General features: G+C 57.0%; 18 protein-coding genes and 1 tRNA gene. 13 read left to right on the top strand and 6 right to left on the bottom strand.

From position 1 onward, the window contains the following. The first annotated feature begins 80 nt into the window (after positions 1–80). Positions 81–212: a hypothetical protein gene (locus ATO67_RS23715; protein ID WP_280940022.1), complete on the top strand. Its 132-nt coding sequence runs from the start codon at positions 81–83 to the stop codon at positions 210–212. A gap of 59 nt (positions 213–271) precedes the next feature. Here ATO67_RS23715 and ATO67_RS11255 read toward each other — a convergent pair whose 3' ends face one another. Continuing rightward, positions 272–517 carry an SMc00767 family acetate metabolism repressor gene (locus tag ATO67_RS11255; protein ID WP_042619072.1) on the bottom strand — a complete coding sequence of 82 codons (246 nt, stop codon included), beginning with the start codon at positions 515–517 and terminating at the stop codon, positions 272–274. 29 nt (positions 518–546) lie between these two features. Further along, the gene (gene aceA / locus ATO67_RS11250; RefSeq protein ID WP_067648564.1) at positions 547–1836 is read right to left on the bottom strand and encodes an isocitrate lyase; all 1290 of its coding nucleotides are present in this window, start codon (positions 1834–1836) and stop codon (positions 547–549) included. 237 nt (positions 1837–2073) lie between these two features. On the opposite strand from aceA, the gene ATO67_RS11245 reads away from it, so the two are divergent. The 5 genes from ATO67_RS11245 to ATO67_RS11225 all read left to right on the top strand — a co-directional run bounded on the left by ATO67_RS11245 (position 2074) and on the right by ATO67_RS11225 (position 7694). Further along, on the top strand, positions 2074–3492 hold the full coding sequence (locus ATO67_RS11245; RefSeq protein WP_067648561.1) for a helix-turn-helix domain-containing protein: 1419 nt from the start codon (positions 2074–2076) through the stop codon (positions 3490–3492). Between the two features lie 133 nt (positions 3493–3625). Then, the gene (locus tag ATO67_RS11240; protein WP_067648558.1) at positions 3626–4723 is read left to right on the top strand and encodes a polyamine ABC transporter substrate-binding protein; all 1098 of its coding nucleotides are present in this window, start codon (positions 3626–3628) and stop codon (positions 4721–4723) included. A 76-nt stretch (positions 4724–4799) separates the two neighbouring features. Then, complete coding sequence (locus tag ATO67_RS11235; RefSeq protein WP_067648555.1) at positions 4800–5957, top strand: ABC transporter ATP-binding protein; 1158 nt, start codon at positions 4800–4802, stop codon at positions 5955–5957. 13 nt (positions 5958–5970) lie between these two features. After that, positions 5971–6879, top strand: a complete 909-nt coding sequence (locus tag ATO67_RS11230) for an ABC transporter permease subunit (RefSeq protein ID WP_067648552.1) — start codon at positions 5971–5973, stop codon at positions 6877–6879. A 2-nt stretch (positions 6880–6881) separates the two neighbouring features. Continuing rightward, positions 6882–7694: an ABC transporter permease gene (locus ATO67_RS11225; RefSeq protein ID WP_067648549.1), complete on the top strand. Its 813-nt coding sequence runs from the start codon at positions 6882–6884 to the stop codon at positions 7692–7694. A 206-nt stretch (positions 7695–7900) separates the two neighbouring features. On the opposite strand, the gene ATO67_RS11220 is transcribed toward ATO67_RS11225, so the two are convergent. Next, positions 7901–9505 carry an ABC transporter permease gene (locus ATO67_RS11220; RefSeq protein ID WP_082760247.1) on the bottom strand — a complete coding sequence of 535 codons (1605 nt, stop codon included), beginning with the start codon at positions 9503–9505 and terminating at the stop codon, positions 7901–7903. 192 nt (positions 9506–9697) lie between these two features. Further along, complete coding sequence (locus ATO67_RS11215) at positions 9698–13342, bottom strand: ATP-binding protein (RefSeq protein ID WP_067648547.1); 3645 nt, start codon at positions 13340–13342, stop codon at positions 9698–9700. 398 nt (positions 13343–13740) lie between these two features. Between ATO67_RS11215 and ATO67_RS11210 the strand changes: the two genes are divergently transcribed. The 3 genes from ATO67_RS11210 to ATO67_RS11200 all read left to right on the top strand — a co-directional run bounded on the left by ATO67_RS11210 (position 13741) and on the right by ATO67_RS11200 (position 16272). Continuing rightward, positions 13741–13817 (top strand) — tRNA-His (locus ATO67_RS11210). 198 nt (positions 13818–14015) lie between these two features. Further along, positions 14016–15545, top strand: a complete 1530-nt coding sequence (locus ATO67_RS11205) for a Ppx/GppA phosphatase family protein (RefSeq protein WP_245303960.1) — start codon at positions 14016–14018, stop codon at positions 15543–15545. Position 15546: 1 nt separating this feature from the next. Next, positions 15547–16272, top strand: a complete 726-nt coding sequence (locus ATO67_RS11200; protein WP_067648541.1) for an RlmE family RNA methyltransferase — start codon at positions 15547–15549, stop codon at positions 16270–16272. A gap of 48 nt (positions 16273–16320) precedes the next feature. Here ATO67_RS11200 and ATO67_RS11195 read toward each other — a convergent pair whose 3' ends face one another. Further along, positions 16321–17718 (bottom strand): DHA2 family efflux MFS transporter permease subunit, encoded by a 1398-nt coding sequence (locus ATO67_RS11195; protein WP_067648537.1) that lies wholly within the window; start codon positions 17716–17718, stop codon positions 16321–16323. A 214-nt stretch (positions 17719–17932) separates the two neighbouring features. Here ATO67_RS11195 and ATO67_RS11190 point away from each other — a divergent pair, with 214 nt between their 5' ends. From ATO67_RS11190 to ATO67_RS11175, 4 genes are all read left to right on the top strand, one after another. Continuing rightward, on the top strand, positions 17933–18916 hold the full coding sequence (locus tag ATO67_RS11190; protein ID WP_106404944.1) for an MBL fold metallo-hydrolase: 984 nt from the start codon (positions 17933–17935) through the stop codon (positions 18914–18916). 174 nt (positions 18917–19090) lie between these two features. Further along, a complete protein-coding gene (gene guaB, locus ATO67_RS11185; RefSeq protein WP_067648534.1) occupies positions 19091–20596 on the top strand; it encodes an IMP dehydrogenase in 1506 nt (501 codons plus the stop codon). Between the two features lie 88 nt (positions 20597–20684). Then, a complete protein-coding gene (locus ATO67_RS11180) occupies positions 20685–21110 on the top strand; it encodes an MAPEG family protein (protein WP_103087501.1) in 426 nt (141 codons plus the stop codon). Between the two features lie 106 nt (positions 21111–21216). Then, complete coding sequence (locus tag ATO67_RS11175; RefSeq protein WP_067648531.1) at positions 21217–22095, top strand: dienelactone hydrolase family protein; 879 nt, start codon at positions 21217–21219, stop codon at positions 22093–22095. Positions 22096–22138: 43 nt separating this feature from the next. Here ATO67_RS11175 and ATO67_RS11170 read toward each other — a convergent pair whose 3' ends face one another. Then, positions 22139–23089 (bottom strand): LysR substrate-binding domain-containing protein, encoded by a 951-nt coding sequence (locus ATO67_RS11170; RefSeq protein ID WP_067649047.1) that lies wholly within the window; start codon positions 23087–23089, stop codon positions 22139–22141. Between the last annotated feature and the right edge of the window lie 179 nt (positions 23090–23268).

The raw sequence follows: 23268 nt of genomic DNA, 5'->3' as shown, positions 1-23268 counted from the left end.
ACGTAAGTTGATACATGATGTCCAGCTGGACGCCGGAACCCGGCATCGATCGGTTATGTTTCTCGTTCAGGAAGCCGCTCATGATGATGTCCAAAAAACGCCCCCGCGCCATCGCGATCGCTCGCACCGCCAATGACAACGCCGTTTACGCCTTCCGCCTGAGCCTGATTTCGGCTGGCGCTATTGCTGCGTTTCTGGTGCTGCTGTTCTAATATTCCCGTTCCGCCATACCGGATAAAGCCCGGCATGACGGATGTTTGATGGGCAGCTCTTAAGCCGCCGCCTTGCCCTGTGCGACGATAACAGGGATCAGCAAATCTCCCCAGTTCCCGTCACCGCCGTGGTGGCGGGCGGAGCGGACGAGTTCGACCGAGACACCGGCCTCGACGGCGTTCATGACCGCCTGGTTGAGACGGTGCAAGTCATTGGCCAGCATGCGGATGGCGCTTTGCTGATCCTGGCTCATAGATGAGGATTGCTCCTCGCTGCGTTCTTTAACTCTTGAAATCGAAGCCATTGTTTTTCCTCCGTTCAATGGGTTGTTTCTTATTCCGCAGCAGGGCGGAACTGGTCGTGTTCGGTCGATTCCTTCATCGCCGTGGTGGATGAAGTGCCACCCGAAATGGCGACGGAGACCGCATCGAAATAGCCGGTGCCAACTTCGCGCTGGTGCTTGGTGGCAGTGTAGCCGTTGATCTCGGCGGCGAATTCCGCTTCCTGAAGCTCCGAATAGGCGGCCATCTGCCGGTCCTTGTAGCCGCGTGCCAGTTCGAACATGCCGTAGTTGAGTTGGTGGAACCCGGCAAGGGTGATGAACTGGAACTTGTAGCCCATGGCACCCAGTTCGCGCTGGAACTTGGCAATTGTTGCGTCATCAAGATGTTTCTTCCAGTTGAAGGACGGCGAGCAATTATAGGCGAGCTTCTTACCCGGATGCACCTTGTGTACACCCTCTGCAAACCTTTTCGCCTGCTCCAGATCCGGCTTGGATGTCTCGCACCAGATAAGATCGCAGTATGGCGCATAGGCATTGGCGCGGGCGATGCAGGGTTCCAGTCCATTCTTCACCTGATAGAAGCCCTCGACCGTGCGTCCGGCATCGTAATCCACGAAGGGCTGGTCGCGCTCATCGATGTCAGAGGTCAGAAGCTTGGCGGCTTCCGCATCCGTGCGGGCGATGACCAGTGTCGGCGTTCCCATGACGTCTGCGGCAAGACGCGCCGCTGTCAGGTTGCGGATGTGAGCGGCTGTCGGGATCAGAACCTTCCCACCCAGATGGCCGCACTTCTTTTCAGACGCCAGTTGGTCTTCGTAATGAACGCCCGCAGCCCCCGCCTCGATAAAGGCTTTCATGATCTCAAAGGCGTTGAGCGGGCCACCGAAACCGGCTTCCGCATCGGCAACGATGGGTGCAAACCATGTATCGACGGACAGGCCCTTGCCTTCGGCGGTTTCGATCTGGTCGGCGCGCTGCAAGGTCTTGTTGATGCGTTTTGCCAGTTCCGGTGCTGCATTGGCCGGGTATAGCGATTGGTCCGGGTACATCGAAGATGCGGTGTTGGCATCCGCCGCAACCTGCCAGCCGGACAGATAGATCGCCTTCAGACCGGCCCGAACCATCTGCATGGCCTGATTGCCGGAGAGCGCTCCTAGAGCGTTGATATAGCTCTCTTCATTGATGAGCTTCCACAACCGGTTCGCGCCCATTTCTGCCAGCGAGTGCCGGATGATGACGGAGCCACGCAGTTTTTCCACATCGGCTGCCGTATAGGTGCGCTCGATACCATCGAACCGACCCTGTGGCGCGTTTGGAACCAGTTTGTAAAAATCAGTCATGTCTCTCTCCCGTATCAGAAATGCAAATCCTTCCACACATCTATACTACAATATGATGTGTGCTCCGATGTGACTGAATTTACAGTTTCGATGATTTTTATGCCAGATAAAAAGGAAAATCAGTGACTTGAAAGAGGTCATGCTGTATCGTCTTTGACAGGGTGGAGTTGTAAAACTGTAAATTTTGTAAAAGAAGAACACGCCGTATTTTGTATGGATTTTGTAAAGGGAGGAGATTTGGTGGAGGCCAAGATATTTGCAGGGCCGCGGGTGCGGCGCGTACGCAACGGGTTGGGTCTGACGCAGACGGCCATGGCCGATGCGCTGTCGATCTCGCCATCCTATCTCAATCTCATCGAGCGCAACCAGCGTCCGCTCACTGTGCAACTGCTGCTGAAGCTCAGCTCCGTCTATAAGATCGATCTGGATGACTTGCAGGGCGAAAGCGGGGGCATTGCCAGCCAGTTGCGCGAAGTGTTTGCCGATCCGCTGCTGGCGGGCGAGGTGCCTTCGGGGCAGGAGCTAGTCGAGGTGGCGGAAGCGGCACCCAATGCGGCAAGCGGCATCACCAAGCTTTATCGGGCCTATAAGGAACAGGCGCAGCGCCTGAGCGATCTATCAGACCTTCTGGCACGGGAAGGGCATCAAACCACGCTATCCTCCGCGCGCCTGCCGATTGATGAAGTGCGGGAAATCTTTGAGCGGCGGCCCGCCCATTTTGCTCAGCTTGATTTGGCGGCTGAAGGGTTTCATGCCGTCCTCAAGCCGGGCGATGATCTGGCGCAGGCGCTGAAAAGCTGGCTTCAGAAAAACCACGGCATCGTCGTGCGCTCCATGCCCGTTCACGCCATGCCCAACCTTCGCAGACGTTATGACCGCCATTCCATGCGGCTGTTTCTCTCCGAACGCCTGTCCCCGCAGGATCAGTTGAGGGAAATGGCAATGGAAGCCTGTCTTCTGGCGCTGACGGAGGAAATCGGCACGGAATTGCAAGCCCTTGCACTGTCGGGTGAGGAGGCAAAGCGCATCGCCCGCTTCGAGCTTGCCCGCTATGCCGCCCATGCGCTGATGATGCCCTATGGCGCATATCTGGCCGCCGCCCAGCGTGCGCGATATGACATCGATATCCTTCGCGGGCGTTTCAATGTGTCCTTCGAGCAGGCGGCCAACCGTCTCGTCACGCTGGTGCGTCCCGGTGTTTCAGGTATTCCGTTTTTCCTGATGGAAATCGATAGCGCCGGAAACCGCTTTCGCAAGGCGGGCGCTCAAGGATTTCCGCAGGCGAAGTTTGGCGGGCTGTGTGTGAAGCTCAACGTTCACGCCGCCTTTTCCCAGCCGGGGCAGGTGCTGGCCGAACAGGTGGAGATGCCGGATGGCGGCGCTTATCTCACCATCGCTCGCTCTCTGGATGGGCCACAGGCGGGTTTCGGAGAACGCATTCGCCGCACCGCTGTCATGGTGGCCTGCGATGCGGCGATGGCAAAGGAAACTGTCTATGGTGATGTGGTGGGCATCAAGGCGGGCAGCATTGCCATCGGCCCATCCTGTCGGCTGTGTGAGCGGCAAGGCTGTCTTTCGCGGGCGGAGGCACCGCTGACGCGTCCGCTGGGGCTGGATGAAATGGTAACGGGTCTCAGCGTTTTCGATTTTCAGTAGTGGCTTTCAACACAATTGTTTGAAATTGCCGCGCCGCACATTTCCCGCTTGCCGACACAACTTTTCCTTTCTAGTCTCTGGCAAAACAAGGGGATCACGCGTCTTCCCACAGCGCGTTCAAACAGGAGATATCATGAAACATCGTTCGCTTCGTTTCAGCCTCGCCGTCGCCGCAGCCGTTCTTGGTGCTGGCACCGCCTTTGCGCAGGAAAAGGTCGTCCACGTCTATAACTGGTCCGACTATATCGATCCCGCCCTTCTGGAAGAATTCACCAAGGAAACCGGCATCAAGGTCGTGTATGACGTGTATGACGGTAACGAGGTTCTGGAAACCAAGCTGCTGGCTGGCAATTCTGGTTATGATGTGGTCGCGCCGACATCGCCGTTCCTGGCACGTCAGATTCAGGCTGGCGTCTACCAGAAGCTGGACAAGTCCAAGCTACCGAACCTCAAGAACATGTGGCCGGAAATCACCACGCGCCTTTCGCAATATGACCCGGGCAATGAATATGCCGTCAACTACATGTGGGGCACCACCGGTATCGGCTACAACGTGGCGAAGATCAAAGCTGCCCTGGGTGACGTGAAAGTCGATAGCTGGGATATTCTCTTCAAGCCGGAGAATGCAGCCAAGCTGAAGTCCTGCGGCATCAACATCCTCGACGCGTCCGACGAAACCTTCGCTATTGCCATGAACTACATCGGCAAGAACCCGGATAGCAAGGAAACCGCTGATCTGGAAGCAGGCGGCGATGTTTACAAGGCGATCCGTCCTTCGGTGAAGACGTTCAATTCGTCTGCCTATATCGATGAACTCGCCAATGGCGATAGCTGCATCACCATCGGCTGGTCCGGCGATATTCTTCAGGCAAAGTCCCGCGCCGAAGAAGCCAAAAATGGCGTTGAAGTGAACTACGTCATTCCGAAGGAAGGCACCTATATCTGGATGGATTCCTTTGCCATTCCGGCAGACGCCAAGAATGTCGATGCCGCACATGCCTTCATCAATTTCATGATGAAGCCTGATGTTGCCGCCAAGGCGTCCGACTATGTGCAATATGCCAACGGCAATCTGGCCTCGCAACCACTGATGGACGAAGCCGTCTCCAAGAATCCGGGCGTTTACCCGGATGCCGAAACGATGAAGAAGCTCTTCACTATTTCGCCCTATGGACCGAAGGAGCAGCGCGTTCTCAACCGCGTTTGGACCCAGATAAAAACCGGCAGCTGACCGGATTTTCACAAGGGGCAGGTGGAAACGCCTGCCCCTTTCTCATTCGGCCTCTTCTTCAATAATGGGACAGTTCATGGCGAAATCTCTTGGCCCGGTTAAACGCAAATTCTCCCCCTGGACAGATCCGGCGTCGGCTCCGTTCATTCGCTTCGAGAATGTCACCAAGAGATTTGGCGATTTCGTCGCCGTCGATAATCTGACGCTGGATATATATGAGCGGGAGTTCTTCTCGCTGCTCGGGCCATCCGGCTGCGGCAAGACAACGCTGATGCGCATGCTGGCCGGTTTCGAGGAGCCGACGGAGGGGCGCATTCTGTTGCAGGGCAAGGACATCTCGGGCGTGCCGCCGTACAAGCGGCCCACCAACATGATGTTTCAGTCCTATGCGCTTTTCCCCCACATGTCGGTGGAAAAGAACATTGCCTTTGGCTTGGAACAGGATGGCTTGCCCAAGGCGGAGATCAGGACCCGTGTCGAAGAACTGCTGCAGATGGTCAAGCTGGAGCAGTTTGCCAAACGCAAGCCCAACCAGCTATCCGGCGGTCAGCGTCAGCGTGTGGCGCTTGCCCGGTCCCTCGCCAAACGTCCCAAAGTTCTGCTGCTGGATGAGCCGCTAGGCGCATTGGACAAGAAGCTGCGCGAGGAAACGCAGTTCGAACTGATGGACATTCAGACGAAGCTCGGTCTGACGTTTCTCATCGTCACCCACGATCAGGAAGAGGCGATGACGGTTTCTGACCGCATCGCCGTCATGGACAAGGGCATGGTCGTACAGGTGGCGACGCCTGCGGAAATCTATGAAGCGCCCAACAGTCGCTACGTCGCGGATTTCATTGGCGACATCAATATTTTTGAGGCGGAGATCACATCCAACACAGCGGCAGACGGCAAACCCTCAACGGTGCTGTTAGATTGCGACGGATTGAAAGTGGCGGTGGAGCAGGATTGCGCAACGATTGCCGGTAACAAGGTGGTCTTCGCTGTCCGCCCGGAAAAGGTCCGCATTTCCTTAGATCAGCCGGACGATACCTCGATCAACGTCGCACACGGCGAAGTCTGGGACATCGGCTATCTCGGCGACTTCTCGGTCTTCATCGTTCAGATGGCGGATGGCAGAACCATGCGCGCAGCGCAAGCCAATGTGTCACGCCTCGTAGATCGGCCCATCACTTTCGGGGATATGGTCTGGTTGAACTGGAAAGCCGATTCCGGTCTGGTTCTCACACGCTGAGGGAGTGTTGAACATGGCGATTTCGTCTCCTGAAAACCGGCAAAGCCCTATGCGTTGGCTGGTGGTTGCGGTGCCTTATATCTGGCTGGCGCTGTTTTTCGCGGCACCCTTTCTGATCATCGTCAAGATTTCGCTGTCCGATACCGCTATCGCAATGCCGCCATACGTGCCTGTGTTCGATGGTTTCAGTCGGATTGGCGACTTCTTTTCTCAGTTGGACTTCGAGAACTATATCTTCCTCACAGAAGATCCGCTTTACGTCGAAGCCTATCTGTCTTCCCTGCGCATAGCAGCAATCTCTACAGGTCTGCTGCTGCTGATCGGTTATCCCATGGCGCTGGCCATGGCGCGTGCGCCCAGCACCATTCGCCCGACGCTGGTCATGCTGGTTATTCTTCCGTTCTGGACTTCGTTTCTGATCCGCGTTTACGCTTGGATCGGGATTTTGAAGCCGGAGGGGCTGCTGACGGTGCTTTTTCAGACCATTGGCATTCTTGGGCCTGACCAGCAGGTCAACATCTTCCGTACAGATACGTCCGTCTTCATCGGCATGGTTTATTCCTATCTGCCCTTCATGGTGCTGCCGCTCTATGCCGCTTTGGAAAAACTGGATGCCACATTGCTTGAAGCAGCAGCCGATCTCGGTTGCCCGCCGTGGAAAGCCTTCTGGAAAATCACCTTCCCGCTGTCGCTGCCGGGCGTCATCGCTGGCTCGATGATCTGCTTCATTCCCATCACCGGTGAATTCGTCATCCCAGATCTTCTGGGCGGTGCGCAGACGCTGATGATCGGCAAGACGCTCTGGACGGAGTTCTTCGGCAACCGAGACTGGCCCTTGGCTTCCGCCGTCGCGGTGTTGCTGCTACTGGTGCTTGTCGTGCCCATTGCCATCTTCCAGAACCAGCAGAAGAAGGTGGCATAGCCATGAAGCGTGGAAAATTCGACACGACCATTCTCACGCTGTGCTTCGCGTTTCTCTATATTCCGATTATCATTCTGGTGGTTTATTCCTTCAATGCGTCGAAGCTCGTCACTGTCTGGGGCGGTTTTTCACTGCACTGGTACAGCTCCCTTTGGTCCAACGAGGGCCTGATGGATGCTGCGTGGATCACGGTGAGGGTAGCCTTGTTGAGCGCTACCATCGGCACAATTCTCGGCACGCTGGCAGCCTTGTCGCTGACGCGCTTTACCCGCTTTCCGGGGCGCATGCTGTTTTCCGGCATGATTTATGCGCCGCTGGTTATGCCAGAAGTCATCACTGGCCTGTCACTGCTGCTCCTGTTCGTGTCCATCGGTGTTGACCGCGGTTTCTGGACGGTGGTCATAGCCCACACCACCTTCACCATGTGCTACGTAGCGATCGTTGTGCAATCACGCCTGCTGACCTTTGATCGCAGTCTGGAGGAGGCAGCACTTGATCTCGGTTGCCCACCGGTCAAGACGTTCTTCCGCATCACCCTGCCGCTTATCCTGCCGGGCGTGGTTGCGGGCTGGATGCTGGCTTTTTCACTGTCGCTGGACGATCTCGTCATTGCCAGCTTCGCCACCGGGCCCGGGGCAACAACGCTGCCGATCAAGATCTATTCGCAGGTTCGCCTTGGCGTAACGCCCGAGATCAACGCCATCTGCACCATTCTGATTGCGCTGGTCACGGTCGGCGTCATCTGTGCTTCCATCGCATCCAAGCGAACCGAATTGCAGCGCATGCGCGATGAACACGCGGCTGCCAAGGGCTGATCGATATCGGGTGGGGTCACTGCGCCGAAATCAACGGTATCGATTAGGATTTATCGCCCCTAAATGGTGTCGTGCCGCCTTAACTGTTTATTAAACGGCACTGCTTCACATATATCTCAACGTGAGTGCACTCAATGAGAGGGTGACTGGGCCGGTGGCCAAAGACATGATGTTGTTATTCCTACTCTCGTTATAAGCACAAACTTTCAAGGCAGCTTCGGCTGCCTTTTTTCTTGAGCGTGGTCATGGTCGAGAGATCGCGACACGAGCAGGACAGGAATAAGCCCTGCCAAGATAATGATCAGGGCGGGAATGGAGGCATCCTGCACCTTGGAGCGTGAAGCGTCCTCATAGACCAGTGTTGCAAGCGTGTTGAAATTGAAAGGACGCAGCATGATAGTGGCGGGCAGTTCCTTCAGCGATTCGATGAAGACCAGCAATGCTGCGGTAACCGCTGCCGGGCGAATATTCGGCAACAGCACGTTGACCAGTGTCTGAAGGCGGTTACGTCCAAGCGTTCTCGCTGCCATGTCCAGATGTGGCGACAATTTCTGAAAACCTGCGTCGATTGTCCCTTCTGACAGCGTCATGAACCGCACGCTGTGGGCGTAGACAATGGCAAATGCAGTTCCAGAAAGCAGCAGCCCGGTCGAGTAGTTGAGATGAAGCCGCAGAAATCCGTCCAGCGCGTTGTCGAAGGCTGATAGCGGCAATAGCACACCAATGGCCAGCACCGTGCCGGGTATTCCGTAACCAAGCGAGCCGATGCGGCTGATGGAGCGCGATGCGGACGAGGCGTTGGCCCGTTGCACATAAGCGAAAATGAAACCGCAGACGAGCGTTATGAGTGCTGCCGACATCGACACTTCCAGACTGTGCGCCAACGCCTTGAGCAGTTTGGTATCAGACAGCGCGTCGATGCGTTTGAAGGCGTAACCCCCAAGCACCAAGACCGGAATCGCGAAACCAGACAGGATAGGCAGCAAGCAGAATGCCGTTGCGGCCCATCCACGCCCGGCCGGCAGTTGCTTCAGCCCAAAGCGCTGCGTCATGGCCGTGGATTTGGCGGCGGTGAAACGTTGTCGGCTGCGCGACTTTCGCTCGATGATGATGAGAGCGGCGACGATGATCACCAGCACAGAAGCGATCTGCGTTGCGCCCGCCAGATTGCCGCGATTGAGCCAGGTTTCGTAGATGGCAAACGTCAGTGTGCGAACGCCGAGATATTCGACTGCACCAATGTCGTTCAAGGTTTCCATCATGACGAGAGCAAGGCCAATGATGATGGCAGGTCTGGCCATTGGCAATTGCACGGAAAGGAATATTCGCAAAGAACCGGCGCCCAGTGTTCTCGCAGCTTCGGTTGCAAAGCGTCCCTGTAGCCCAAAAGCCGCTCTGACGGACAGGTAGACATAGGGGTAGAGAACGGAACTCAAGACCAGCACCGCACCACCCAGCGAGCGGACATCCGGGAACCAGTAATCATGCACCGTATGATAGCCGAAGAGGGTGCGAACAGCAGTTTGAACCGGCCCCGTGAAATCGAGAAATTCGCCAAAAGCATAGGCTGCCAGATAGGACGGAATGGCAAGCGGCAGTACCAGCGCAAAAGCCAGGAGGCGGCGCAGAGGGAATTGAAAAGTGCTCACCAGCCATGCCGTGAGGATGCCAAAACATGCGGTCATCAATCCGGTCAGGCCTATAAGCATCACAGTCTGCTCGCCCGCACGTGGCAAGACGTTGACCAGAAGATGACGCCAGCCATCCGTTCCACCGGTGGCAGCGATACAGAAAATCGCAATCAGGGGCATGGCAACTGCGCAAGCCAGCAAAACTGTCCAGATGGAAAGTCCCGAAGGCCTCGATCCGGGGACGATCCAGGCGGCGTCAGAGTTTTGGGGCAGCGGCAATGCTCTATCCTTCCGTCATCGGCGGGACCGATGCGTAGATCGAAAATCTCCAAGGGCGATTATGCCCTTGGACATTGCTAATCCCGGAAGTGTTCAGTTCGCAAGCACGCGCTGCGAAGGGAAGCTGATTTCCACCAGCGTTCCCTCATTCGGTGCCGACGTGATGGAGAAATTGGCACGGTTGGCATCCACCATCGCCTTGGTCAACGGCAGGCCCAGGCCCGTGCCATCGCCGCGGACACGGTTGCTGGAAGCGGAAACCTGTCGGAACGGCTTCATCGCCTGTTCCAGTTCCGCGCGGTTCATGCCGATGCCTGTGTCTCTGATACGCAGGACCACGCTACCATTGGCCTCATAAGCCGTGGACACCACAATCTGTCCGCCTGATGGCGTGAACTTGATGGCATTCGACAGAATGTTGAGCATGATCTGCTTGATCGAGCGAAGATCGGCAACGATCTGTGGCACCGATTGCGACAGCGCCGTGCGCACGATGACGCGCTGATTGTTCGCCTGCGGCTGCACGATGGATACCGCTTCCGCGATCGTATCGTTCAAGGCAACCGCCCTGAAATCGACATCCATCTGTCCTGCTTCGATTTTCGAAATATCCAGGAGATCGTTGACGATATCCAGCACGTGGCGACCAGAGCGCACAATGTCGTTGGAATATTCAATGTAACGCGTATGTCCGATCGGCCCGAAGCGCTCCGTGGCCATGATGTCGCCAAAGCCAATAATGGCATTGAGTGGCGTGCGAATCTCATGGCTGACGCGTGCCAGGAAATCCGTCTTGTGCGCATTTGCCGTTTCTGCCGCGCGCTTGGCGTTACGCAAATCCTCTTCGGTCCGCTTCCACTGGGTGATGTCGCGGATGACGGCACAATATCCATTGGAGGACTTCAGTTTGCCGATGGTCATGAACAGAGGCAGAAAACCGCCCGAGGCCTCACGGCCAATCACTTCGCGGCCATCATTGAGAACGCTTGCTACGCCATTATTGGCAAGACCAGAGAGGTAATCCAGCACGGCCCGCTGGCTTTCATGGGCGAAGAGCGTAACGAAGGGCTTGGCGGATATCTCGTCATTGTCATAATTGAAAAGCGCACTGGCCGAACGGTTCAATGAGCGGATGGAACCGTCTTCGGCAAGCAGCACAACACCGTCTGTCGCCGTTTCCAAGATGGAATGCAGCTCCTCGACCTGTCCTTGGAGCGCGCCGAGTTCGATATCCGTTTCGTTCTGCGCAATGTCCGTCTGCATATTTTCATTGGCGGGCAGGGGGCTCGCGATGCTCTCAGCGGTGGGGATCAGCGACAGCATCAATGCGCCAGCCTCGTCCCAGCGAACGGATTGCAGCCTTGCCTTGACAGGGATCAGCTCGTTCTCGAAACTGACAGCAACCATGCCGCCGGACCGTTCAGAAACAGTGTCGAGTTCATCGCGTTGCAACAGCGCATCAAGACCGCCGACTTCCGCCAACTCGTCCACCGTCGCATAGCCGGTAAGCCTCAGAAACTCGGGATTGGCATGGATCAGCCGGTCACCACTATGGATCAGAAGTGCAACCGGCATCTGGTCAAGCGTTTCTGCATTCAACGTGGCGTTTGCACGAGGCGCCTCGGAAATCGCTTCAGCCAAGCTTTCACTGTCGGCTATGCGAACCGGATTTTGCGGCGCCACGAAACTTACGACTTCATCGCCACGTGTATAATCGGCAAAATCATCGTCGTCTTCTGTCGCGAAAATCGCGGGTTGGCTGTCTTCGACAGCGAGTTCTTCCGGCGCAGACGTCGGTTCATCCAAAGCCTCAGGCGCAGGGGCAATGTCGGCCATCTCCAGCGTATCCGCCTCTTCGGTTTCTTTCGTCTCGACCGTATCCGCCACGACAGGTTTTAGAGCGCGCGCAATCTCCTGGAATGCCGCCTGCTCGCTGGCGCTCAGCTGGTCCCTGCCTTTGCTGCGGCGGTCTTCAAGCTGTACCACCTTGTCGGAATGACGCCGGTTTGGCGTTTCGGTGATCTTCAGAACCGGGACTTCGGTTTCAGGCGGAGCGTAACTGGTGGTCTCGTCCAGCTGCCCCCTGTCGTCCTCTGCAACGTTTTCGTTCATCGCTTCCGGAATAACGGACGGCGAAACCTCGGCGTTGGCTTCCTCTTGGTCTGGAAGCACCAACAGCGCTTTTTCATCGACATGCGCCTCTTCGTCCGTCTCCAACGCCGCGTGCGGTTCACCTGCCAGTGTCAGGCCAACGGCATTCGGATCTTCCGCCGCATCGGCAATGCGCACGATGCCGAAGCCGCGGAAACCATCGAATTCGCGTGAGCGCGTATAGGTCGGCAACGCGGCCAGATCAATCGGCACGGTCAGCGATGTGCCTTCGACCGGCCAGTGAATGGTCTTGCCGGACCACGTATCACGCCGGTTCAAAAGCTCAGCAATCTTTCCATCCGGGTCAAGGCTGAACAATGCTGCAAGGTCGGCAAAGCTCATGCCTTCGACATTGGCAGCTTTCGGTCCGACCGCTTCGGCAAATTCATGCGAAATGGAGCTGAAGCGACCGGCGGCATCGATCTTCCAGACGAAACGAGAGGCGCGCCGATTCGGATCGAAAACAAAAGACTTGTCTTCACCAGCGGTTGTGGTTGCCTGTTCGACCTGTTCGACCTGTTCGACCTGTTCGACCTGTTCGACCTGTTCGACCTGTTCGACCTGCTCGATCTCGATGGGTGAAGGCTGTGTAACCAAGGGCAGCGCGGGTTCTGTCTCGGCCTGCTGCGCCTCCGGCTCGTCAAGGACGATCTCGTCCTGATCTTCCGCTGGTACCTGCTCATCTTCTTTTTCAGGCTGAACGTCAGGAAGCGTGGCTGCTTCGGAAACGATGTCAATATCGTCGCTCTCGTTCTGCGGTTCAACAACCTCTTCTATGTCCGCAATCGACTCGAGTACGGTGGTAAATTCCTGACGCTCCGTTTCTACGTGATCGTCTTGTGCAGTCGCAACGGGATGACTGATCTCCGGCTGGGGTTCCGTCTTTGCCTGGGTAAACTCTGCGGATGGATCGAGAGTGCCGATCATAGTTTCTACGACAAAAAGCAGGTTCAATTCAGGCTCTTGCGACAATTGCCCGGCAGCGGCTGGCAGATAGCCCTTGCCCGCAGGCACTGGTCTCTTGACCAGTTTTCCCGGCTGCGTCGACGCCATCGAAATAAGCGTTCTTGTCGTCACCGGAGTTATACCGAGAGCCGCAAAACCTGGCGATGCCGCCAAAACCCTACTGTCGGCATCCAGCACAGCCATGTGAATATCAGGGTCGTCAAAACCCTCGATCATGCGGCGGGAGCGTTCTTCCAGGGAGGGCATTGTCTGATCGACAGGCGCCGTGAACAAAATAGCCGGCTGGCCCGGTTCGGCTTCGATGATCTCAGCGGTCGCGACAATCGACACGCTTTTGAAGCCGGAATGAATGCGAATTGTAAATTGGGCGCTGTCACCGGTTTTCGTCAGGCGCGTAACCGTCGCAGAGAGCTGCCGAAAGGTTACATCCCGTTGTTTTGGCCCGCGTTCCAGAAAGTCGTAGATCATCGGCGTACCGAACAAAGCCGCACCACGACCGTTGGCCCAGAGCACGCTTTTGAGGTCCATCGAGAACAGCGCCATGGCTTCGCCGCGACCGAAATGGTCTCGAACGCGCTCATGTACTGCTATGTCTATAAATGGATATTGAACGGCGGGCATGTGGGGACCTATTCTGGGCACGACCTGACCTCAAACAACCGCAAGACCTCATCATGAGGTGCCATACAGCCTGCATCGGCTCGATGTTAACAGAATCTTAAATAACTTCACAGGGTGGATAGGTCCATCATCTGCGGCAGGAAATGCCAATTACAGTTAATTTACCAAGCGCCCGAGCAAGATCTGCGCATACCATCGAATGTGGGTTGATCAGCTGCTTTTTGCAATCGTCAATGTCTGTTTGCGCACCTCAATCCCAAGACTTTTTGCCGATCACCGTCGCCTGGGAAAACCCTCTTGCTTTCCAAAGCTTTTTTCGCAAAAATTACCGAAGGACTTGCAAAACGGAAAAACTCCCCGTATGTGAGCCCCCGTGACGCCGACATGGCGTTTGATGTGCGGTTGTAGCTCAGTTGGTTAGAGCGCAGGTTTGTGGATCCTGAGGTCGCTGGTTCGATTCCAGCCAACCGTACCATTTTACACTTATTCTCCAGTTGTTTACCGTTGATCCTTGCGCCGCAGATGTTGCTATGGGGCGTGTATTTACGCGCGCTTTCTTCGTCTTCAAAAACTGGTTGGCTAAAATGTCGGGCGCTGGTATGATTGCGTCAACGTAACTTATGGACGCCAGCAGCATCGCTTTCAGCTTTCGCGCGGCGGAATGGATAAAACAGTGACTGACCCCGGCAACGGCACAACGCCGTCGGAATCAGGGGCGTCGGCGGTGGAAAAAGGGGATGCGAAGCGTTCCCGTCGTGGCAAGAGCAGGCGTAACGGGAAGCCCCGCAACGCTGCTTCTCCGTCACATCTACGCAGTGCCGATTCCCCACCAGATTCCTCATCCATTGGTAGTGTTGAGCCAGATGCGGAGCCGCGCAAGCGCAAGCGCCGCAGGCGTTCTCGCGGGCAGGGCGGCGGTCAGGCTGCACCCGCCGTCAGTGCAAAAATCGAACAGGGAACGCACACGCCGCCATCTCAGGGCAAGCGTAGCGCCCGTGGTGGGAAGCGTAACCATCGTGGACCACAAGGTCGCCCGCTGGTCCCGACACATGCGCCCAAGCCTGCTGCGAGACAAAATGGTGCGGCGTCGCCTGCACATCCGCCTCTCACAGCCGATCAGAGGAGCCATGTTCACGCGCGAGCGCAAACGCCTTATCGGGATTCAGGCTTTGATGGCAGCGCAGACATGTATGCCGCGCTCGATCTCGGCACCAACAATTGCCGACTGCTGATTGCCCAGCCGACGCGCCCTGGCCAATTTCGCGTCGTGGATGCTTTTTCGCGCATCGTGCGCCTTGGGGAAGGGCTGGTGTCAACCGGTCGTCTCTCTGATGATGCGATGGACCGTGCGGTCGAGGCCCTTCGGGTTTGTGCCGCCAAACTTTCGGGGCGCACCATACGCCGCATGCGCTTGATCGCGACAGAAGCCTGCCGCGCGGCTGTTAACGGCGAAGAGTTTCTGGAGCGTGTGACACGCGAAACAGGTCTCGAACTCGAAATCATCAGCCGCGAGACCGAAGCCCGTCTGGCCGTCTCTGGCTGCGCATCGCTTGTCGGTCGTGAAGCGCGTTCGGTCGTGTTGTTCGATATCGGCGGAGGCTCTTCGGAGATCGCCGTCATTCACGTGGGCGAAAATCGTTCCAACCGGCTGGCCAACCACATCACCCACTGGACATCGCTTCCGGTCGGCGTGGTGACGCTGTCTGAACGGCATGGCGGGCGTGACGTGACGCCCGCGGTGTTTGCAGCGATGGTGGGCGAAGTCGAAGGCCTGCTGGATGGCTTTCATTGCCCGCCTCTGGGTGAGATCGCTACTGAGGATTTTCATCTGATCGGCACATCGGGGACGGTGACGACACTTGCCGGCGTGCATCTCGACCTCCCCCGTTACGACCGCAGAAAAGTCGATGGCCTTTGGCTTTCGGATGATGAAGTCACTGCCATGCAGGACAAGTTGCTGGCCTGGGATTTTGCAGGGCGTGCAGCGAACGCCTGCATCGGGCCGGATCGCGCCGATCTGGTGCTTGCGGGTTGCGCCATTCTGGAAGCCATTCGCAAGCGCTGGCCGTCACGGCGCATGCGGGTTGCCGATAGGGGGCTTCGCGAAGGGCTTTTGACGGATATGATGGCAGATGATGGCGCATGGCGTCGCACACGAATTCGCCGGGCACAGATGCAAGGCAAACCGGAACGGAAAGTTTGATATGACCAAGGCGCCCATTAGTACCAACCGTACCGGACGCAAGATCGGCCAGAAGGTAAAGAAGGCAAAGTTGAAGCCGTCTTCGCGCCGCTGGATCGAGCGTCACATCAACGACCCCTATGTGCAGCGCGCGAAGCTGGAGGGCTACCGTGCCCGCGCGGCGTTCAAGCTGCTGGAAATCAATGACAAACATCAGATTTTGAAGGATGCGCGCCGCATCATCGATCTGGGTGCTGCACCGGGAAGCTGGTCGCAGATTGCCGCCAAGGTCACAGACTCGACCGAAGACGATATCCGCGTTGCGGCCATCGACTTCCTTGAGATCGAGGCTATTCCCGGCGTCAAGATTCTCCACCTCGATTTCCTCGATCCCACCGCACCTGACCTTCTGATCAAGTCTGTCGGTGGGACACCGGATCTGGTCCTGTCGGATATGGCAGCGCCCACGACCGGTCACCAGAAAACCGACCATATCCGCACGATGCATCTGTGCGAGGTCGCAGCGGATTTTGCCGTGCAGGTGCTGGCCGAAGGTGGCCACTTCCTGGCCAAGACCTTCCAGGGTGGTACGGAAAAAGCGCTGCTTGATATGCTGAAGCAAAACTTCAAGCAGGTCATCCACATAAAACCGGCTTCATCGCGCTCGGAATCGGTGGAAATGTTCTTGCTTGCCAAACACTTCAAGGGCCGCAAGCCGGTTGAACCCGTTGCTTCAGACATCGAATAAGACAGGTGGAACGGAATAGAATTTTTTGCTGAATACTACGCAAATATTCTATTCCGCCGGTTGCGAAGCCTTGCCACGATGGCCGGAAACCGCTGCTCCAGCACTTCGATCCATGGCAATCAGCGGCAAGATGGCGATGAGCGATACCGCGGCCACGACCGTAAACGCCGTGTGGAAATCAGACAGCTGCAAATGTGCCCCGGACATGTAGCTGCTGACTTCGAGGATGGTGGCTGCAAATGCCACACCCAAGGCTAGGCTGATCTGCTGAAGCACTGAAGCCATCGACGTCGCCTGGCTGGCTTGGGAGTCCTCGATGTCCGAATAGCCGAGCGCATTGGCGCCGGTGAAGAAGAATGAACGGGCAAAACCCGCTGTCACCAGGCAAATCATGATCAGCGGGTAAGGCGTATCCGGAGTGAAAAGCGCGTTGGCTGCCGTGGTAAAGGCACCCACGATGCCGGCACCAATCAATATACTTCTAAAGCCGGTCGCCGCAAAAACCCGACGCGCCATGAATTTGGTGGTGATGGCGCCAATGGCGCCCGCAAAGGTGATCATGCCGGATTGAAACGGATTTAATCCGAAGCCGATCTGCAGCATCAGCGGCATGAGGAAGGGAATGGCACCTGTTGAAATACGAAAGATCGTTCCGCTAACCGATGCCGCGCGGAACGTTGCATTGCGAAAAATCTTGAAGTCGAGGATGGGCGCTGGATGGCGTTTTGCGTGATGCCAGTACCAGAAACCGCAGATGAAACCGACGATGGTCGCCGCGATGCCGACAATGGGTGGCAGGGCGGGCAGGCTGACCACCGAGACGCCGAAGACGACGCCCGATGCGGCAACGCCCGAAAGGATGAAGCCCTTCGTATCCATCGGTGGCGGATTGGTGGTCTCGATCTCCGGTAGAAAGATCGTCGCAAGCCATATGCCGATAACGCCGATCGGCACATTGATGAGGAAAATCCAGTGCCACGAGAAATAGGTCGTGATGAAGCCACCGATGGGCGGGCCGGTCAGTGGTCCCACTAGGCCGGGAATCGTTAAGAGAGCCATGGCGGAGACGAGTTCGGTACGCTTCGTCGTTCGCAAAAGAACAAGCCTGCCCACCGGCGTCATCATCGCGCCGCCCATGCCTTGCAGGAAGCGCGAGACGACGAATTCGACCACGGACGAAGACACCGCACAGCAGATCGAGCCGATAACGAAAATGGCAATGGCAATACGGAAGATTTTCTTTGCGCCGAATTTATCGGCCATCCAGCCGCTGATGGGAATGAAGATCGCCAGCGCCACCATGTAGGAGGTGAGTGCCAGCTTCAACGTGATCGGGCCGACATTCAGGTCGGCGGCAATCGCGGGCAGGGATGTCGCGATGACGGTTGAATCCATCTGCTCCATGAAGAGGGCGACAGCGAGTATCAGCGGAATGATGCGGTTCATGTGGTGATTGCGGCGGGCCGCATCCTGAGAAAGTCGATAAGTCCTAACTACGCCCGTGCGCGCAGTTTGCCAACTAAACATTCGGCAAGTTTACGCTTTCCATCACGTCTGTGTGAGATCGATTTTTTCTACACATTCTCGGCACTTTACCGGTGATACTGCGTTCGGGTGTAGGACAATAATGCTGGAGGATTTCATGAGCAGTTTTTTGAAGATGAATAGGCGCAGTTTATTTGTGACTGCGGGGATGGGCGCCATTGCGGCACCTTTCGTCCTGCGCGGCACTGCATTTGCACAGTCAACCCAGCCACAAACATCCATGAAGGTCGATCACGCCATGCCACCAGAAACAAACCGCTTCAAACTTGGAAAATTCGAGGTTCTGGTCGTCAAGGACGGTTCGCGACCGTCTGGCAAGCCGAATGAAACATTTGGCATGAACCAGAGCGCCGAGACGGTTGGTGAATTGCTCGACAAGAATTTTCTGCCGAAAGACCAGTTCGTCAACAGCTTTTCGCCTGTGTTGATCAACACAGGCTCGGACCTCGTGCTGTTCGATACAGGCTTTGGTGAGAGCGGTCGCGAAGCCGGTAACGGTCGCCTGCTCGAAGGTCTAGCCTCTGCCGGTTACAAGTCGGAAGACGTAACCGTGGTCGTGCTGACGCATATGCACGGAGACCACATCGGCGGCTTGATGGAAAAGGGCGCTCCTGCCTTTTCCAAGGCCCGTTATGTCATGGGCCAGGTGGAGTATGATTTCTGGACGGACGCCAAACGGGTCGGCACACCTGCGGAAGGCGGCCAAAAAGGCGTACTTGCCAATGTGAAGCCGCTCGCCGAAAAGGCAACCTTCATCGGAGACGGCGCAACCGTCGTATCAGGCATTACCAGCGCTGCCGCATTCGGCCATTCTCCGGGTCATATGACATTCCACGTCGAATCGGAAGGAAAACAACTGGTTCTGACAGCCGATACCGCCAACCACTTCGTGCTGTCGCTTCAGCGCCCGGACTGGGAAGTGAAATTCGACATGGACAAGGCCGCTGCTGCCGCCAGCCGCAAGAAGGTGTTCGACATGATCGCGACCGACCGCGTGGCCTTTCTCGGTTATCACATGCCGTTCCCGGCCGTTGGCTATGCCGAGAAGCAGAGTGAGGGTTATCGTTTCGTGCCGAAGTCGTACCAGTTCGACATTTGACACTGCTGCATAGCTGCAACAACAAGACCCGGAACGCGTTTCCGGGTTTTTTCTATTCCCTTCCTGTCATGAACGTGTTACCAGCCCTCGCCAACTTCCAAGCAATCCTTTGCAGGGCCGCCGGTGGACTTTTCCTTCCGGGACGGCTTGCATTTTCAATACAGGAATTTGGCCATGGCACGTATTATTCAGACTCCTACCGGTCTTGACGCTCTGACATTCGATGATGTGCTGCTTCAGCCCGGGCACTCCGAAGTCATGCCGGGTCAGACCAATATCGCCACACGCATTGCCCGCGATATCGAACTGAACCTGCCAATCCTTTCATCTGCGATGGATACGGTCACCGAAGGTCGTCTTGCCATTGCCATGGCGCAGGCGGGTGGCATCGGCGTCATCCACCGCAATCTTTCGCCGGTCGAACAGGCCGAAGAAGTCCGTCAGGTCAAGAAGTTCGAAAGCGGAATGGTCGTCAACCCTGTCACGATCGGCCCGGATGCCACGCTTGCCGAAGCGCAGGCGCTGATGAAGACCTACAGCATTTCCGGCATTCCGGTTGTCGAAAATGGCGGTTCCGGAGGTCATAAGTCGGGACGTCTGGTGGGCATTCTCACAAACCGTGACGTACGTTTTGCGTCTGATCCCAGCCAGAAGATTTACGAACTGATGACCCGCGAAAATCTCGTGACGGTCAAGGAAAGCAGCGTTGATCAGCAGGAAGCCCGCCGCCTGTTGCACAAGCACCGCATTGAAAAGCTGGTGGTTGTCGATGCCGCTGGAAATTGCGTTGGCCTCATCACCGTCAAGGACATCGAAAAGTCGCAGCTTAACCCCAACGCGACGAAGGATGCGCAGGGCCGTCTTCGTGCCGCCGCCGCCATCAGCGTGGGTGCCGATGCCATCGAGCGCGCAGAGCGTCTGATTGCAGCCGGTGTCGATCTCCTGGTGGTGGACACCGCCCACGGCCATTCACAGCGCGTTCTCGATGCCGTCACGCAGGTCAAGAAGATGTCGAACTCGGTTCGCATCATCGCAGGCAATGTCGCAACGGCTGATGGCACCAAGGCGTTGATCGATGCCGGTGCAGATGCCGTCAAGGTTGGTATCGGTCCCGGTTCGATCTGCACCACACGCATCGTGGCCGGTGTGGGCGTTCCGCAGCTTGCGGCTATCATGTCTGCGGTTGAAGCCGCCCGTGATGCCGATATTCCGGTCATCGCAGACGGTGGCATCAAGTTCTCTGGCGACTTCGCTAAGGCTATCGCTGCGGGTGCATCTGCCGTGATGATCGGCTCGTTGCTGGCAGGCACGGATGAAAGCCCGGGCGAGGTGTTCCTCTACCAGGGTCGCTCCTTCAAGGCGTACCGCGGCATGGGTTCCGTCGGTGCCATGGCACGCGGCTCGGCAGACCGTTATTTCCAGGCGGAGGTGCGCGACACGCTGAAGCTGGTGCCTGAAGGCATTGAAGGTCAGGTGCCCTATAAGGGCCCGGTATCCGGCGTTCTTCACCAACTCGCTGGCGGCCTGAAGGCTGCGATGGGCTACGTCGGCGGCGGCACGATCCCGGAATTCCAGGAGCGCGCGACCTTCGTTCGCATTTCGGGCGCTGGCCTGCGTGAAAGCCACGCCCATGATGTGACGATCACCCGCGAAAGCCCGAACTATCCCGGCGCAGTTTGATCTTTCGTCCAGACAGGTAACATGGCAATACATGGACGCTCTCCGAACACCACGTTCGGAGAGCGTTTTGTTGAAAGGAAGCACGACGATGTCACCGACGACCGCAATGTTCTGGCCCATGATCGCCCACGCGTTTCTGGTCTTTGGTCTCTATGTCCTGCTTTTCATTCGTCGGAAGAAATTTACCTTCACGAACAAGGATGCTTTCAAGCGCTTTCGTGATGCGGGCGAAGAGGCGCAGCAAAGCCTGCTGGTCAACAAGAACATCGCCAACCAGTTCGAAATGCCCATGCTGTTTCATGCGGTGTGTCTGCTTCTCTACATCACCGATGCCGACAATATCGCCACCATTATCCTTGCCTGGATATTCGTGGTTGGCCGTTACGCGCATTCCTATGTGCATGTGACCAGCAACAGGCTGCGTTACCGCGCCCCTGCCTTTGCCATTAGTTTCGCAGCGCTTGTGCTGATGTGGGGCTGGATGATCGTGTGGCTGGCGCTGGAAAACGGCTGACCTCTAGGTCGGGATCGCGAAAAGTTGTTTCGCTGAAATCCGCGTCCTGCATCGCTTTTCCGCACTTTGCGTTATTGTTCAACGCAGCGTCCACATGGAGAGCATGATGACAGACAAGCCGGATATCACACAGGCGATGATCGATGCCTATGATGAGTATACGCATCTCAGCCTCGACCGCCGCAAATTCATGGAAAAACTGACGTTGCTGGCCGGGTCGGGTGCCGCCGCCGCCGCGATAGCGCCGATGCTGGGTGCCACCGCTGCGCAGGCCGCTATCGTTGCCGAAAAAGACGACCGTCTGATTACGGAGGATGTTACCTATCCCGGCGCAAACGGCGAAATGAAGGGCTATCTCGTCGCGCCGAAGGATGTCGCGAAACCCTTTGGTTCGGTCATCGTCATTCACGAAAACCGGGGTCTCAACGCCCATATTCGTGACGTCGCCCGCCGGGCGGCGCTTGAAGGTTTCGTGGCGCTTGCACCCGATTTTCTATCATCGCAAGGCGGTACGCCAGCAGATGAGGAGAAGGCACGCCAGATGTTTTCCGGCATGGACATGGCGGCAACCGTTGCCGATGCGGAAGCCACGCGTGTGTGGCTGACGAAACGCGATGGTTCAAACACCAAGGTCGGCGCCGTCGGGTTCTGCTGGGGCGGCGGTCTGGTCAACCGCTTTGCAACGAAATCCCAAGGGTTGAACGCAGGCGTCGCCTATTACGGTGCGCAGCCGCCGGGCGACGATGTGCCCGCCATCAAAGCCCCACTGCTGATGCATTATGGCGGTCTGGACGAGCGTATCAATGCTGGCATAGGTGCGTATCGCAACGCTCTGGAAGCCAACGGCAAGTCGTTTGAAATCTTCGTCTATGACGGCGTCAACCATGCCTTCAACAACGATACATCGAGCGCCCGTTACGACAAGGCCGCCGCAGACCTCGCTTGGGGGCGGACGATTGAGTTCTTTCGCAAGAATTTGGGGTAATCGTCACCGGTGAGGGCCAGTCTATTCCGCTCCGGCGACTACCTCACCATCCCGGTGCCAGTTGTCCTGTCCGCACCCGCGCAAGCCTTGGAAACGCCTTGATATCCTCGTCCAGTTCATCGGGCGGGGATGCCAGCGATATGTTGTCGAGGCAGGCGGTGATGTGATCGGTGATGGCGTTGATGAGCGACGGCGAAAGGCCGGGGCGCTTCATCAGGCCGATCTGCACGGGGGGCAGGGGCGGGAAGCCATCTGCCGATGTCAGCACCTTCATGCCTGTCCGCAGCGTCGATTCCGGCAGAACCGAGACAGCCATCCCGGCCAGAACGGCTGCGGCGATGACGGTGGATGACCAACTGGTGAACAGAACCTGATAGTCACGGCCATCGGCATCCAGCGCCGAAGTGGCCAGTTGGCGCCACAGGCAATCTCGACGTCCTACCGCCAGCGGTACAGGCACGTCGTCGCGCAGCGGATGGTTGGCGGACGCCACCCAGCAGAGCGGTTCGGTGCGCACAATGTCGGACGCGCGCGCACGAGGATTATGAGTAACGAGAGCGATATCCAGCTCTCCACGTGCCATTTTTTCCGCAAGGCTGACTGATGGTTCACAGACGATGTAGAGCTCGACATTCGGATGCGTCTTGGCAAACCTGCCAATGATCTCAGGCATATACCGGTCGGCATAATCGTCGGGCGTGCCGATGCGCAGCGTACCTTCCAGCCGGTTGTCGTCGAAGGCGGCGACGGCTTCGTTGTTGAGACGGATAATGCGGCGGGCATAATGCATCAGCTTTTCGCCCTCTGCCGTCAGCCTGTTGCCACGTCCATCCTTGGCAAAAAGCTGCTTTCCCAATCGCTCCTCAAGACGCCGCATCTGCATGGAAACAGCAGATTGCGTCTTGAAAACCCGGTCTGCGGCCTTGGTGAAGCTGCCAGCGTCAATGATGGCGATAAATGTGTGTAGCTGGTCGATGTCGAGAGGTGCGGACATGGGCAGAACATCCATAAGAATGATTGATGGCTCACATTAGAAACATTCGTTGGACTGATCAATGGTCTTGCGACATTTTGACGCCAGAAGCAGCAAATAACCAATTTGTCACCCGTCAGGTGGCCAGACCGGCGGCCTTCACGCATGGGTGTGGAGGCGGTGCCTCATCGTGCCTAAAT

The sequence above is a fragment of the Agrobacterium bohemicum genome (genome assembly GCF_001562555.1).
In the GTDB taxonomy this organism is placed as follows: domain Bacteria; phylum Pseudomonadota; class Alphaproteobacteria; order Rhizobiales; family Rhizobiaceae; genus Agrobacterium; species Agrobacterium bohemicum.
This window is presented reverse-complemented; position numbering and strand designations above follow the sequence as displayed.